Raw genomic sequence first — 14828 nt, 5'->3', positions numbered from 1 at the left:
ATATTACCCAGGATGGTAATAAAATTAATGGCTGCTGGTTGTTTTGTTGCTGTTCCATCTGCTAGTTTCCGCCAATGATAAAATACCCATCGTTAGTGGCCTCAACGACCACATATTTATACTGAGCTGTCAGCGTATAAGATGATCCGCCCTCAATGGTTCCACCACCTGACCCAATGGTCACGGCATTGGAGCCTGAGTTAAGCCGCTTCACGATAAAGGTTTGGCCTATGACTGAGCTGACATTGGGCAGCACCACGGTAAATGTGGCGGTCGAGGCATTGGCTAAAATCAGATGGTCGGTAGCGGCAACGCTGTAGGTGCTGGTTACGGAGGTAGTGCCCGTAAGTGCAATAGTTGAACCCGTTGCTACTCCTGCACCGTTCACCCGAAACTTTCGAGCGCCATCAACCTCTAATTCAAGCAACCCAATATCGGCTAAATTGCCAGGGCCGTAGGCGCTTGCGTCTACCTTGATCGCAATAGGGTTTACGGCATCCGGCAGGCTGATTTGGGGATTGATCAAAATACCCGTTTCGTCGGTGCCTTCCATTGTGCGTGTGTACGTGTTGGTGCCCGTATACACGTTATCGCCCGACATAAACACATCGCCCTTGTTGGCAAAGGTCGTGTAGTCAGTCGCGCTTATATAACCCGCCTGGGAGGGGCTGGCCTGGGGCAACGAAAAAGCGCCCGTGCTGGAATTGTACGCCAGGGGCGCTGTAGCCGATAAGTCCGTTTTGCTGATCTTGGCGTTCAACTGGGTTTGTATCGAGCTGGTTGCATCGAGATACGAAAGTGAAGTCGGAATATCGGCTGCTGTCAGTAAGTCCGCCCAGCTACTGCCGTTGTAAAACGTAGGTCGGTGGCTTGTCAGGTTGTGTGCTTGCAGTCCTTCTGCTGGCGATGCGATAGCATTGCGCTGGGTCGTGGTCATGCGGGGAATGAGTATACCCTGCGTGGTAGAGTTAAACGTGGCAATCGAGGAGGCAACGTCTGTAGTCGTGCCCATCAGGAAGTTGTTGGCGCTGGTAAACCGAGCTACTTCGCTCCCTCCATTATTCTGAAATTTCATCCCTGACCCGGATAGCCAGCGAATCTGATCCCAGACGTTTAGTACGTTAGGTGCCAGGCTACCCGAAACGCTTAAGTTTCCCGTAAAATAGCTGTTCCCCGTTATCTGCAACGTGTACCCCGCCACTGCCGAAGCTGAGGAGCCAATTACCACCGATGCACTACTAGGTATTCTGAGAATATTGCTTTCCTGATATGAGGGATTCACATTTCCTAAATAGATATTGTTGCTCCCTGTCGTTGTCGATGCCCCTGCCTGATAGCCCAGAAACAGATTACCACTGCCTGTCGTCAGTGCCACACCTGCACCATTGCCCAGACCCGTATTGTTCGTACCTGTCAGGGTTGTATTGCCACCCGCACCTACGAACGTGCTGCCGGCGGTGGGACCGTAGAGCCAGTTGGTGCCGCTGAGTTGTAGTTTAGGAGAAGAAGCGGAAATATTAATTCCAGACGACCCAAGAGAAGCGACTAATGCACCATTCGTATAAAAATTATGGTTATAATTCTGTCCACTAGGAATAATGTATTCCTGGTTTCCACTTTGACTTACACTAATCCCATACTTCCCTGCCGCACTGGTTTCGTAGATTACAAATTTTGGAGAAGAACCTGCAACAGAACTTACAGTAGAGCCTAGGTTAATTTGAATAGGTGTAGTGGTTGAAACGGCTGCACTGCCAACAGAACCCACTACCAAATTCCCCCCAATCGTCATGCTACTCGTTAACGCTCCCGTCACCGCGCTAATCGTCGAAAAGCTCCCCGTTCCAGCGACTGTTAGGCTCCCTGTGTACGTAGCCGAAGCGCCCGTTAGTGAGGCTACGCCCGTTAGATTCTGACTAGCCATCGTGCCCAGGGTTGGCCGATCCGTTAGAGCGGTATAGGAGCTACTGCCCGATGAAATGGTTCCCGGTGCCCATCCGGTACCGTTCCAGAAAACCCCCTGGCCCGTGGTCGCTCCTGATTGAGATAAGTCCGAAAGCGGGTGCGTGTGGGTACTGGCCGCTGCTCCAAGATTGCTCCGGGCGGTTGCGGCATTGGCTACGTCCGACAGGTTGCTGCTGGCCGAAAGCTTACCCGCCGTTACGGTGCTCAGGCTGCTGATCTGGGCCGTGTGTGTACCTACGGTGCCGCTTAAGCTGGCCAGGTTGGTGTTGGTAGTTGCCAGGTTGCTGGTTAGTGTGGCTGTTGCGGACGCTAAACCTGTCACCGACGTGTTCAGGCTTCCGATCTGGGTGGCCTGGGTGCTGACGGTGCCGCTCAGACTGGCTACGTTGTCGTTGGTAGTGGCCAGGCTATTGCTTAACGCACCTGTGGCTGAGCTTAAACCTGTCACCGATGTGTTGAGGCTGCCGATCTGGGTAGCCTGGGTGCTGACGGTGCCGCTTAAGCTACTGATTTGGCCCGTGTGCGTGTCGGCGGTACTGCTCAGGCTGGCAATCTCCGTGCTATTGGTGCCGACCAGCGCGGATAGGTTATCCAGTCGAGTTGAAAGCGCCGTCGAAACACTGAGCGCCTTGGTATTGATCAGGGCGCGAATGCCCGATAGATCGACTAATGAGGAGTCGAGTTTACGTTGTCCACTAGCCAGGAAAGGCAGAAGTAGAAACAAAAATAGGGTTAAACGCTTTGCAAGGGTAACCATAATTTAGTCGTGTTTATAAGGAAATAAATGGTGGGACGATTGGCATTGGTAATGTCGGAGGCAACGCCATAAATCTGGAACGTTGGCCCGACATCGGCGGGTAAGTCGGCAAAGGTGGCCACGGTCGGAATCTGCTTTTGGTAGTTCTGCATATCCTGTCGTACCTGGGTGATGAGCGCCCGAATCTCGGCTGATCCGCCAGCCGGGGCGGTCATCGAAATGGTGTTCGGACGGGCTGTGATGCTGATCTCGTTCATAATTATAAAGGTGTGGTGATGCGTTGGGTTAAGCCTCGGTAGCCTCGGTGACGCTCGGCTCGATGAGCAGGGTGCCGTATAGGATTGTGTTGACCGTGCCGGAAATCTCCTCGATCAGGTCATATTGGTAGGTACCCGTGTCGATGTCCATATCCTCGTCCGACTTGTCGAGCAGGATTTTGGTATCGGCAATCGTGATGCCATCGCCCATTGTGAAATCGAGCTTGACGGCATCCGATTCGTTTTTGACCTGCATTCGGAAGGTGTAGCCCGATAGCGGCCTGTGTAGATCGATGTCCAGTTGGAACGTGCGTCCTTTTTTGGCGCTCAGGTCGAGTTGAGCGCCCGTGTCGAGGTTGAAATTCATCGTTTGGAAATGGATAGTTTAAAAATGTAAGACAGTAAAAAAATGAGTACACAGACGGCCAGTACACCGATGGCAATCCAGAAGCCCAGGCGGTACCAGGGCGCAATACCAAAACTGGCCACGGGTGGGCAATTGGCCTGTATCTCCCGGATGATGGTATCGGGCAGGCATTCGGCTTTGACCTGGGTAATGGTGTGGGTGCGGTCGTAGATGATCCTGGCCCTGCCTTCCTGGATAACCTGATGCACGGTCGTGGTATCGGTCTTCAGGCGCAACACCACGGAGTCTTTCTTAGTAATCAGGGTGTCGGTAACGACTACCGTCGCGGAATCTTTGGCCAGGTGGCCGAATTTGCGTAGGGCTTTCTGGTAGGTTAGGCAGCTTGTCAGAAAAAAGCAGGCTACGGCAAAGAGCAGACAGTTGGCAAGGATCAATAAAAAGCGTTCTTTTTTCATGGTTGGTTGGGTTTAAAAAGGGTGGGATTGATGTCAACTGTTACTTGTTTTTCGGTGTAGGACGGGCCGGATGTGAATCGACCTAAATAGGTTTCCTCTACGACATAAAAGGTATCGACGGCATACTGCCGGGTGCGGGTACGCCGGGTTACGCCAGGTACCCCTAAAATGGCATCGCCCACCTCGTCGGCCAGTTGAAGCGCACTGAGGTTTTTACTGAAGGTCGGATCGGTCAGGCTGGTTTGGGCGGGAAGCCGAAAGATGGTTTTGACGGTAAAGAGTCCGTCGCCAACTTGATTGTTTCCGGCTAACTGTTCCCAGGGGACATCGACCTGACCAATCAGCACACCGGGTACAATGATGGAATTGTACTGCTCCGGCTTGTCGAGCTGGCCTTTATCGATGTCGATCCAGCGAATAGCGCGGACCTGTTTGCTGACGGCGGTTCCTAGCGCATAATAGGCGTGTAGCATAAATGTAAGTGTGGTTTAAGCTTCCTTTAAACGGGCCGTTTAGTGCCCAAAGATTCGGTCAAATTCCCGGTCGAGCTTTCGGACGATTCGTTCGTGCATCTGCTCGGATTCGCCCAAAAATTCCCGTTCTGGCATACCCGAAAGCCCTTCGTTGTGTCTGGCGGCATAGGGCACGTCAGTGCCAATGACGACCTGATGCAAGGCGGGTTGGGCTTCGTAGTCGATGGAATCTTCCAGGTTTCCGGTATCGTGAAGAATCTTAGCCAGGTCGCCATTGGCTTTTCGCTTCTGATCCTTTCGCTTCTGGCTGATGTCTGGCCAGGGAACAAACGTTTTATCGGTAAAACCTTCCTCCTCGAATGCCTGGTGGGTTTGCCGGACGGCCTCGACGCCAGCGATGATATATACGTCGTGGGTCATCAGTTGATGTACCTGCTGGGCTTTTGCTTTTAATTCTTCAGGACGCATGAACTAAATGGGTTAAACGATTCGTTAGTAGAGTGAGCATCTGAAACGGCATTGGACTGTATCCTCTAAGCACGTCGGGTGCTTTTTTTATTGTCAGTTTTGGGGAGTGGGTGAGAAACCCTCGCCTTTAGGCGAAAGCTTTAGCTGTATTCTGGACTGAGCATTGTTGAAGTGATTAGCATCGTTCTCAAAACCAATCCAATTTCTATTCGCATTCATAGCCGCAATTGCAGTAGTGCCACTTCCCATGCAATTGTCAAGTACTAAATCACCCTCGTTTGTGTAAGTGCGAATCAGATACTCAAAAAGAGGAACGGGCTTTTGGGTGGGATGCTTCGTTGCGTTATTGGTATTGCCAAATAGCGCCCCGTTCCAGTTGCTGATTTTTACAACGCTCGTTGGGTAGCGAGTGCCATCCTCTTTCCATTGCCAGTCATCCCGCCTGAACTCGTTATAGCCGTCCCATGCTCCCGAATTCTTACGGACTCGGCCAACATCTTTGCGGTCAATCATGGTCTTTTGTGGATTGTAAACAGGCTGTTTTTTGTAGAACACTACGATGTCTTCGTGACAACGAAGAGGCTGCTTCTTGGCATTTAGAAAGCCGGTAGGCAAGGTTTTTTGCCACGTAAGCGAGTATTTGAACAGCTTTCTATTACTACTAATTAGGTCGGTTGTAAAGGGTTGAGCGGCTGTCAGCACAATAGCCCCATTGTCTTTAATAATGCGCTCGTACTGCTTCCAAAGCAGATCGAATGGGATAACGACATCCCATCTATTCTTTGTGGTTCCATAGGGCAAATCGCAAAGAATCATATCAATTGACTTGTCAGGTATGCGCTCCATCCCTGTCAGGCAGTCTTCGAAGTATAGTGTGTTTAGTTTAAGCATTTCTTTAGTCGGCTTTAGCCGAATTTTTAGAAGCCACCGCCTTAAGGCGGTTGTTTAATTGTCACTTCTGGGTATCAGCAATCGTGTAGAGGGTGAATTTGCCCTGTATCGATTCTTCCACCACCACATACGAGGGGTCACCTGCCAGGGTAAAAGTGAAATAATGGTACGCCTTGATATGCGGTTTTTTGTCCGGCTTGGTGTTGGGGTGAACGCCAACGTACTCCGCCTTCAGCATCACATCGATCAGGTCATTGGCGATCAAATCCAGCTTAGCCAGGTAATGGCGATGCGGTTGGTTGATGGCTTCTTTGAGTCCTTTCCGGGTAAAATCAATCTGGCCGATCTCCTCCCGTTCAATGGCTATGTCTCGTTCCAGAATCTGACGGGTGACCGCTTCCAGGGTAGTTGTCCGGGCGAGTTTGAGCTGCTGTTTAACGCCAGCTTCATCGATAGCAGTTTGCTGGTGATCGTTCAGGTTTTGCGAATAGCCCGACGCGTCATTATCGAATAGCTGGCCCGACCGGGCCGGGTTGTTGGCTAGGCCGGGTTCAGGCGCTGGTCCTTCGGGAATAGCCGTTACCGATTCGTCGGACTGCTCGACGGAGCATTGACAGTTGAAGGCCGAAGGCGGCAAATGGGTATTCCAGAACACATCGTCAATCGGACGCACGAGGCCATAATACGGCTTATGCTCCTGGCGGGGTGTGGCCGCTCGGCTGGGTAAATATTTCAGGTTTGGGTAGAGGTGTTTAGCTTGTTCCCATTTTTGAAACTTTTGCGCCATCCGTGCGGCTCGGCTCCCCGTGTCGTACTCGGTTTTTAGCCATCGCTCATTGTAATTACCGACGATGGGTTTGGCCAGTTTCTTGAACTCAGGCCAGGGACGGCGGGTGCCGTTTTTGTCCAGGAGCGCGGCCAGGTCTTTGGCTTGCTGGTAGGACTTTCGGGCGGCAAAATGAGCGACTGATGTTTTGAGCTGATCGACAAAAGCGCGGGTAGGCAGGTTATAGGCCACGGTGCCATAGCCCAGGTCGATAGCGTTTGCCAGGGCATCGTAGGTGATCTGAAACAAGTGCGGCTCAACCAGCTTATCAAACCGTGTGACGGACCATCCGTTATGGATGTTACGGAGAGCGGAACGCGTCAATCCCGTAATGTCCACAATACGCGGATCAAACTCACTGTGATCGTCGGCTAGTTGTAAGCGGTGGTGATGGCGAGGGTCGCCACAGCCACAACCGGAATACTGGGCTTCGATACGTGCCCCAACCTCGGATAGAGCTACCGGATCAGGGCTTGGGCGAAAAAACCTTTAAACTCCTCCCAAAGCTCCAGTAATCGACGTTCCGGGATGGTGTTCTTCTGCTTTCCGGCTGGCCCGGCCTGGCTTGGCTTGGTCTTAGGTTTTGACCGTTTGGGGTTAGTTTTCTTTTTGTCCGCTGGCTGCTGGTCGTCTTCGTCTGGTTCGGTAGCGGGTATGGCTTGCCGACGCCGTTCGATTTCGGCTTCATCGAAGGGATAGCCAAAGGTGTCCGTAAACCACTGTAATTCGATGGGCGCTACCTTGGTGTGAACGCTGATGGCGTTGGTAAGCTGCTCGGTTTCGGTGAGCTTGGCTTTGGTTTCCTCGAACTCGAATTGCCCGTCGGTCGGAAGTCCCTGTGCGGCCATGAGTGCCCGTACCCGGCTATTCAAAATATTTAGAATGAACCGCTGATCTGACCGGGCAATCTTTTCGGCTAGTCGCTCGTGTACTTCGCCCTGGCTTCGGCTACTCCCGTTCTCGGTCGTCATTGTCTGACCAACGATCAGTTTACTCATGCCTGCATCCATTGCCTGCATAAGCCGTTGATAGGTGTCGGCGCTGCCTGTCTTGTTGACATCGGGAAATTCAACCTTACTCCCATCGGGGAGCACGATGTAAGACATACTGCCCGTGTTCTTGGCCGCTGACTCAACCTGGTTCTTTTGGGCGGGGTCGTTGCTGGTGTAGTAGAACACGCGGGTTGGCTGGCCGAACACTTCGTTAAACGTTGCCCAGTCGCTGACATCCCCCCGTTTGATTAAGACCAGTACGGCGGCAACGGCGAGTAGCCCTAAGTCCTTTGGTTTGCCAGCGGCAATATACAGATGGGTGTAGGGGGGCTGGCTGTAGTCGATCCCTTCCATGCTGTTGGGGTCAACAACAACCAGGGTGCGCGACGGAATGACGTGTTCCCTGGGTACCAGCTCTACGATGGGTTCGGGTTCGCCTAGTCCATTCTTAGCCGTCAGGTCAGCGTAGCAAAGTGAATAGCCATAGTAGCGTGAATCGTGCAAATGGGTGACCAGCTCCTCAAAGCCTTCGCTATTGATGATCCGCTGGATGTCTTCGACTACCTCACCGTTTCGCTTAAAGGTTAGTTTAACGTCCGTCAGGGCTACGCGTCGCTGATCCATGACCGACCGTAAGTGTTCGTCCAGGTAGGCATCCGCGTAGAGGTTATAAAGCAAACGTCGGGTCGGCTGAAGAACGCTTTCAGCGGCCTGGAGTGCCAGCCGCCAGCGGTTCAAATCCATCCGGCTCCGATCAACGGTCTGGATGTTGATCCCAAAGTCCTGAACGACGACCGACTGATTTTGAGAAGGGGTATTGGCCTTTTTCTTCGCCATGTGAAAAAATGCGTTTTAAGGGGGCTTAAATGGTGGGATGACCTACGTGTCAGCTTTTGGATTTGCTGCTTATTTAAAGAATTTACGAGAAACTTAAGGATGGTTTAGTGTCCGGTGCCCGATTAGCTGTACTCCATCGGGCCGGGTAGGTGGCCAAGTAGGGTCGCACGGCGGGGATTGGAGCCATAGCTGATTTGTCCGACTGGCAGGGGGTCGGGCACGGGTGCCGGACTTATGCCGGGTAATGTGCCCTTTCCGGCCTGAATCATTTTAAGCTGTTCAATCGCCTGGGTGTAGAGCAATTCCCGGTGTTTGGGTATGGTCTCCTGTAAAGTGTAGAGTCGGTAGATGGCGATGTCTTTAGCCAGGGCGAGCAGGTAGCCATTTCGGGCCGGGCCGGATTTGGCTAGTTCCACGGCGATGTCGTAGCGAACGCCTAAGTAGGCCGTAAGAATGCCATCGGCATCGTTCAGACAGGCGGCAATAATGGCATCGCTATAGCGGGCCATCATACCCGAAATTTCCGGGTAAAGCGATGAATTAAGGTCTTGTTTGGTGAGTAGCATAATTACCAGCGGGAGTTACGTCGTTCCCCGCCCATAATGGCAGGAACTGACAGTTGTAATCGTTTATTGATCTTATAAATGGCTCCCTCCTGGGCGTCGGGTCCATCATCATGCGAAGCAGGAAATCCGATTAACTGATCTTTAAAATTTCGGAAATCAACCGTATTGCGAATGGCTTCGTTGAACCAAATAAGGCCACGTTCGTAGAGCGGGGTCATACCCTCGATCCGACCGTATTTATCCGGCTTCTTGCGGTCGTCCCCTCGAATGGGTAGCATATAGCCACGGGTAACGGACTCCGTTACATAGTCTTCTAAAATCAAGTCCTGAATGAAATTTGCCTCCATCCAGTGTTCGACCAGATTGGCACCCTGACTTTCCAGCCATTCGGCCATGTCGTAGTGCGCCTTGACCATCGCGCCCGTTGTGGCCTGGCGAATCCACATCGCCAGTACATGATAGTCCTTGCCAAGTTTGCCCATCGCCAGAATCGCTTTGTAGTCATTCTTTTTGGTGTCTTTGAATGACGGGTCATTATAGGTAACAATGTGGCTATAGGCGGCCAGGTTGGGCATGGGGGTGAACTTGATCCATTCGGATTTGAAGATTCGCCCTAGCTCCATGTGCTTGTGGAAATACTCGCGCTGGGTAGAGATGTAGCCGATTTTAGCCCAGATGTTTTTTTCTAACTGCTCGCGGGTAAATCGCTCTTTCCAGGCGGGAACGCCATCGATGCTCTGATCTTCTTTGTGGGTCTTCGGGTTCTCCAGGGCGAAGACTTTCAGGTGATAGATTTCGGGGTTGACCACATCGCCTTCCTCGACATCGCCGACCAGGTGTGCCAGGATCGACGCCCGGTGTATCCGGTTTCCAACGACCAGAAAGCGCCCTCGAAGGCCGTCAAAGCAACCGAACATATCTTCCCGTGCCCAGTTGACGGCTTCGATTACCCGGTCCTGGTTGCGGACAATCTCTTTATCATCTACGTCGTCCAGGACAATGTAATCGGGGCGCTTCTGGCCTTTGCGCGTACCCCTGGGTGATTGGCCACGACCAAACGCCCAAAAACCCGTTCCGTCCAGGGTGCTGAAATTGCCTTCTGCCCAATCGCCGTGTGAATACTGTTGGCCGAAATCGGCAATGTATCGGGCGTTGCTTTCCAGTTGCGCCTGAATGTCGATGAGCAGTCCAAGCGCCTTAGTCTGGTTGTTTGAGCCAATGATCATCCCGTTTAGCTCTCCATTGGCCTTAAGGAACATGGGGAGCATCATGTCGGCATGGACCGATTTGGCATGCGCACGGGGCCATTCCAATACCGCGAATATGTTGGGGTCTGCCAGAATATCTTTGGCGGCTCGTTTGTGAAACCAGCCCAGGGGTGAGCTGCAAAACTGCGGGAAATAGTACTGACAAAAGGCGCTGTAATTACCTAGTAGCTTCGTGATTCGGGCTTGTCGGTTTGCTTCGGTTTCCGTTGGATCGGCACCATCAGCCATAGCCGCAATGCGCTTACAGGAATCGTAGTATGCCTGTAGCTCTTTTTGCTGTTTGGTGGTTAGGTTCTGGCTCACAGTTGAAATTGTTCCCGTTTGGTTCGTACAAATTCATGGCTGATGTCGATCACCTGTTTGGCGAGTGCGGGGGAGCTATTGCTTAGGTATTCAACGAACTGTCGAATGATCGATACGATGGTACCGAAATCGTTTTGGTCGTTGCTGATGCTGAGCAGCATCAGGCGAAGGGAGTACAATTGGCCTTTGTCTAATGATGCCAATGAGTTACCCTGGCGTTGAACATTGACGAAGTTATCCATTACCTCAAGTTGGTAGTCGATTAACTTGTAGAGACGGTCTTCAATCGTCTTTTTCAGGGTACTTGTTTTTAGGCGCTCTTCCCGCCAGCCGTTTTTGACGGCCCAATTCGAGACAGTGGTTTCGCTGACATCCAGAATGCTGGCAATTTCCATGTTCGGGATGTTTCGCATGTACAGGGCTTTGCCTGCCTGCATAATTTTCTGCTGTGTACTCATGCTGCGTTCTGGTGAGGCTTAAAAGCATGCACCAAAGTTGAACACACGCGCCCGTTGATGGAAAAACCTTTCGTACCGATTCACCTCTGGAGGTGAACCGTTCACCTTTTAAGGTGAATCGGTACGAAACACTTTTGCGAGTTTTCAGTTACCCGCCCAATTTCGAGCCAGCTAACCCGGTTTTCCGGCTTCAATCCACACCATTCACTATGTACTTTTAACCATGTCCAAGCCATCGTCCAATACGTTTCTGGTTAGTGATGAAAGCATCAATTCCTATAACTGTCGGCTGATCTCCAAGGGCGGAGACGCGACCGCTTTCGAGAGCAATCCAGTGATGCTATACATGCACAAACGCGGAAGCGTTATTGGGCGATGGGTAAACCTGATCCTCAAAGATGGAAGCTGGTACGCTGATCCCGTGTTCGACCTGGACGATAAACGGGAATGTGGCGGGGCCGAAATTGGCGGCAAGGTCGAGCGCGGCTTTTTGAAGGCGGCATCGGCGGGCGTTCGGATCAGCGATGAAGAAGGATCGGTGATCTACAACGACACCCTGAAATGCTACGACATTATGAAATGGTCGTTTCAGGAAATTTCGATTGTCGATATTGGTTCCAATGCCAATGCCCTCAAGCTCTACGATGCCAGCGGGGAGCCAATGGATGAGCTAAGGTTATCGGCTCACCTGGAACAGTTCAAGCCGTCGTCCACTACACCGACACCTCAAATTTCACTTATACCCCAATCCAATCAAATGGAACTAAAAACAATCGCCCTGGCATTGGGCCTACCCGACACGGCCACGGAGCAGGAAGTATTAGCCCTGGCGTCTCAGAACAAAACGGCTTCGGCTGAACTGGTTACCCTGAAAGCGGCTGATGTGAAACGCAAGAATGATGAAGCGATTCAGTTAGTCGATCAGGCTGTTGATGAAAAGCGGATTCCAGCCACGGCGAAAGATACGTACCTGAAGTTGTTTGCTGTCGATCATGAGTCGGCTAAAACAGCCCTGGCCGCTATCCCCAAACCCCAAAGCCTGATAACGCTGGCTACAGGTCAACAGGCTTTGTCGTCGTCGGCTACTGTAGTCAATTTATCGACTGAAGACCGGGTTAAAAAGTACGATGAACTGGACAAAGCGGGTACTCTGCTGAAGCTGGCTCAGTCGGACAAAGAGTCATTTAATCTGCTTTTTGAGGCCAAGTTTGGCGTTAAGCCCGACAAGGTAGCGATATAAAATCAATCCCTCGTATCGCGCTGATGCGGCTGAACCAGGGCCGGGAATGGTCCGGCCCTGGCATTAAAGTTTAGAGTACGCGTACCCTTTCACCACACCACACATAATTTTTCAATCCAATGGCTTTACAACCAGAAATCTGGCATGGCGACATTGTGGGTAACTTCTATGCCTCCAATGAGTTTATGCTTTTTTCGACCAATGCCGATCAGTACGTTGTCGGCGGTCGGGCGGTTCACATCCCCAACGCCAATGCCCCATCGAACGTGTCGGTTAACCGTTCGGTCTTACCCGCAACGGTGAGTACTCGTACCGACATCGACGTAAACTATACGCTCGATGAGTACACCTCTGATCCGATCTCGATCCCCAACATCGATACGATTCAGTTGTCGTACGACAAACGGGCTTCCGTCATGGCAGAGGATACCTCGAACATCAAAGACAAGGCGGCTAAGAACATGCTCTATAAATGGGCGGTCAACTGTACGACCAATGTCTTTACGACGGGTACTGCGGCTTCGGCTACGGCTGCGGGGGCTACCGGAACCCGCAAGCTGTTCACCAAGGCGGATCTGCTCAGTGCTAAAACCCTGATGGATAAGCAGGATGTACCCCAGGCTGGTCGGGTAGCTGTTCTGCCTCCTGACTTTCTGGCGCAACTGCTGGCCGATAAAGATTTGGCGGTCAACTTCACCACCTACGCTGACATCGCCAAAGGGGTTGTTGGGGAGGTGTATGGCTTTAAGATCATGATGCGGTCCTCTACCCTGGCGGCTGACAAAACAACCAACGTAGCCAAAGCGCCATCGGCAGCTACGGCGGCTACCGACAACTCGGTGGCTCTGTGCTGGCACCCTGTAGCAGTTGAACGGGCAATGGGAACGGTCAAAATGTTTGGTCAGCAAGATAACCCGCTTTACTACGCGGACATCTATTCGTTCCTGCTGATGATGGGCGGTCGCGCCCGTCGCAATGATGGTAAAGGCATCGTTCAGATTATTGAAACCTGGGTATCGTAAGTCGTACCTATCGTAACGTATAACCAAGCCCGTTGGCTACTCTGACGGTAGCTAACGGGCTTTTAAACAATCTTTGCTATGCCTTTACCAGGTGTTAACGTAGCGTACCAGAATGGCGGGTTGGGGCTGGTCGCTCAGACGGAAGATCGGGTGGTTGGGTTGATCTGTTCGGGATCGGCTCAGCCGCTGGCGGTCAATACACCCCGTCAATTATTCAACCCCGATAATCTGGACGCTATCTTGGGATCAACCGATCCGTATGCGGTCTTTGCCCGTCAACAGATTATCGACTTTTACACCGAAGCGGGCCGGGGGGCGGAGCTTTGGTTTATGCTGGTGACGCCAGCGACGGCCACGGCTACCCTGTTTACCAATGGGGCTGTGGCGGGTATGCTCAATGGTGCTCAGGGGCGAATCAATGTGCTGGGTGTATCCCGGTTTGTATCTTCAGCCGACAACACAACCACACCCCCAACGATTCTCAACTGTCTGGATGCGGATATTCTCAATGCGATGGATGAGGCTCAGGCGCTGGCCGTTGATTTTGCTAGTCGGCATATGCCTTTGCGAATCGTGCTGGATGGGAAGAATCTAACCTTCAGCCTGACTGGGCTTCGTGATCTAAAGACGCACACCTTTAACCGGGTTGGGGTATGTGTCGGCTCGACGGGCGAAGGTCGTTATGCGGCAATGGGTTTACTGATGGGTCGGATCGCGGCTACGCCCGTGCATCAGAACATTGGCCGGGTTCGTTCGGGTGAGGTGCTGACATCAGAAGGTAGCCTTACCAACGGCTCGACGGTGGAGGAGTTCGGGGATTTTATCAATACACTAAACTCCTCAGGCTATATCACCTTGCGTCAGTTCCCAGGCTATGCGGGTTACTACTGGAACGATGACCACATGGCGACGGGTGACACGGACGATTACTACAGCCTAGCTTACGGGCGAGTGATCGATAAGGCGGCACGGCTGGTCTATAAGACGATGGTTCAGGAGGTGAATGATACCGTACCCGTCGATGAGAAAGGCAAGATCGTAGCCGTCAAGGTGAAAGCCTACCAAGTGGAAGCAGAACGCGCCATTCAACTGAATATGGGTGATGAAATCAGCTTTGTCAAAGCCTTCGTTGATCCGGCTCAGGATGTGATTGCGACCTCGAAAATCGTCCTGGACTTGCGGATTACTCCTATGGGTACGTCTCGTATACTGGAGGTAAAAATTGGACTCTATAACCCTAACGCTGCTTAACCATGTCGCTATCTCGTGTTCAGTTTAATACTCAGCAATATTCGTGGTCAGATACTGAGATTTTGGTAAACGGTACAGTACTGACGGGGGTTCAGGGGGTCATGTATGGTTCGACTCAGGATAAAGAGTTGATCTATGGCAAAGGCGCTTATCCTTTAACGATTGGCCGGGGAAATAAGTCGTTTAAGGGTGAGCTTACTGTCTTGCAATCGGAACTTGAGCGAATTATTTCAGGTGCGCCCAGTGGCGATATTTTAGATTATCGCAACTTAAGTGTGGTTGTTTCCTATGCCAGCGAAGGGGGGAGTCTGGTGACAGATGCATTAATAGGCGTTGAGTTCGTGGATGTAGAAAAGGCGATACGGCAGGCAGACACGAAAATGGTTGTCAATTTGCCCATTATCTTCCTGAACGTTAACTATAACATATAGG

General features: G+C 51.8%; 16 protein-coding genes. 4 read left to right on the top strand and 12 right to left on the bottom strand.

The features are described 5' to 3' along the window. Positions 1-61: 61 nt before the first annotated feature. The 12 genes from B5M13_RS25245 to B5M13_RS25190 form a co-directional block, all read right to left on the bottom strand. A complete protein-coding gene (locus tag B5M13_RS25245; RefSeq protein WP_080058311.1) occupies positions 62-2722 on the bottom strand; it encodes a beta strand repeat-containing protein in 2661 nt (886 codons plus the stop codon). Next, on the bottom strand, positions 2698-2979 hold the full coding sequence (locus B5M13_RS25240; RefSeq protein ID WP_080058310.1) for a hypothetical protein: 282 nt from the start codon (positions 2977-2979) through the stop codon (positions 2698-2700). The genes B5M13_RS25245 and B5M13_RS25240 overlap by 25 nt, the downstream gene beginning before the upstream one ends. Positions 2980-3007: 28 nt before the next feature. Continuing rightward, positions 3008-3346, bottom strand: a complete 339-nt coding sequence (locus tag B5M13_RS25235) for a hypothetical protein (protein WP_080058309.1) — start codon at positions 3344-3346, stop codon at positions 3008-3010. Continuing rightward, positions 3343-3801 (bottom strand): hypothetical protein, encoded by a 459-nt coding sequence (locus B5M13_RS25230; protein ID WP_080058308.1) that lies wholly within the window; start codon positions 3799-3801, stop codon positions 3343-3345. The genes B5M13_RS25235 and B5M13_RS25230 overlap by 4 nt, the downstream gene beginning before the upstream one ends. Then, a complete protein-coding gene (locus B5M13_RS25225) occupies positions 3798-4274 on the bottom strand; it encodes a hypothetical protein (protein WP_080058307.1) in 477 nt (158 codons plus the stop codon). Before B5M13_RS25225 ends, B5M13_RS25230 begins: the two co-directional genes overlap by 4 nt. Positions 4275-4313: 39 nt before the next feature. After that, positions 4314-4742, bottom strand: coding sequence for a phage virion morphogenesis protein (locus B5M13_RS25220; RefSeq protein ID WP_080058306.1), 429 nt, complete (start codon positions 4740-4742; stop codon positions 4314-4316). Between the two features lie 93 nt (positions 4743-4835). After that, positions 4836-5633, bottom strand: a complete 798-nt coding sequence (locus B5M13_RS25215) for a DNA-methyltransferase (protein ID WP_080058305.1) — start codon at positions 5631-5633, stop codon at positions 4836-4838. Between the two features lie 61 nt (positions 5634-5694). Next, positions 5695-6783, bottom strand: a complete 1089-nt coding sequence (locus tag B5M13_RS25210) for an LPD3 domain-containing protein (RefSeq protein ID WP_170061190.1) — start codon at positions 6781-6783, stop codon at positions 5695-5697. 134 nt (positions 6784-6917) lie between these two features. Then, positions 6918-8288: a phage portal protein family protein gene (locus tag B5M13_RS25205; protein WP_080058303.1), complete on the bottom strand. Its 1371-nt coding sequence runs from the start codon at positions 8286-8288 to the stop codon at positions 6918-6920. Positions 8289-8410: 122 nt separating this feature from the next. Continuing rightward, complete coding sequence (locus tag B5M13_RS25200; protein WP_080058302.1) at positions 8411-8854, bottom strand: phage protein Gp36 family protein; 444 nt, start codon at positions 8852-8854, stop codon at positions 8411-8413. Between the two features lie 2 nt (positions 8855-8856). Then, positions 8857-10425, bottom strand: coding sequence for a hypothetical protein (locus tag B5M13_RS25195; RefSeq protein ID WP_080058301.1), 1569 nt, complete (start codon positions 10423-10425; stop codon positions 8857-8859). Continuing rightward, on the bottom strand, positions 10422-10883 hold the full coding sequence (locus tag B5M13_RS25190; RefSeq protein WP_080058300.1) for a terminase gpP N-terminus-related DNA-binding protein: 462 nt from the start codon (positions 10881-10883) through the stop codon (positions 10422-10424). Before B5M13_RS25190 ends, B5M13_RS25195 begins: the two co-directional genes overlap by 4 nt. 223 nt (positions 10884-11106) lie before the next feature. On the opposite strand from B5M13_RS25190, the gene B5M13_RS25185 reads away from it, so the two are divergent. The 4 genes from B5M13_RS25185 (at position 11107) to B5M13_RS25170 (ending at position 14827) form a co-directional block, all read left to right on the top strand. Next, positions 11107-12123: a hypothetical protein gene (locus B5M13_RS25185; RefSeq protein ID WP_080058299.1), complete on the top strand. Its 1017-nt coding sequence runs from the start codon at positions 11107-11109 to the stop codon at positions 12121-12123. A gap of 119 nt (positions 12124-12242) precedes the next feature. After that, positions 12243-13145 (top strand): phage capsid protein, encoded by a 903-nt coding sequence (locus B5M13_RS25180; RefSeq protein ID WP_080058298.1) that lies wholly within the window; start codon positions 12243-12245, stop codon positions 13143-13145. 78 nt (positions 13146-13223) lie between these two features. Continuing rightward, positions 13224-14396: a DUF2586 family protein gene (locus B5M13_RS25175; RefSeq protein ID WP_080058297.1), complete on the top strand. Its 1173-nt coding sequence runs from the start codon at positions 13224-13226 to the stop codon at positions 14394-14396. A gap of 2 nt (positions 14397-14398) precedes the next feature. After that, entirely contained in the window at positions 14399-14827 is a 429-nt protein-coding gene (locus B5M13_RS25170) for a hypothetical protein (RefSeq protein ID WP_080058296.1), read from the top strand. Position 14828 lies beyond the last annotated feature (1 nt).

It is taken from the genome of Spirosoma aerolatum (assembly GCF_002056795.1).
Classification (GTDB): domain Bacteria; phylum Bacteroidota; class Bacteroidia; order Cytophagales; family Spirosomataceae; genus Spirosoma; species Spirosoma aerolatum.
Note: the sequence above shows the minus strand (reverse complement) of the source record. Positions and strands in the feature narration are given on the sequence as shown.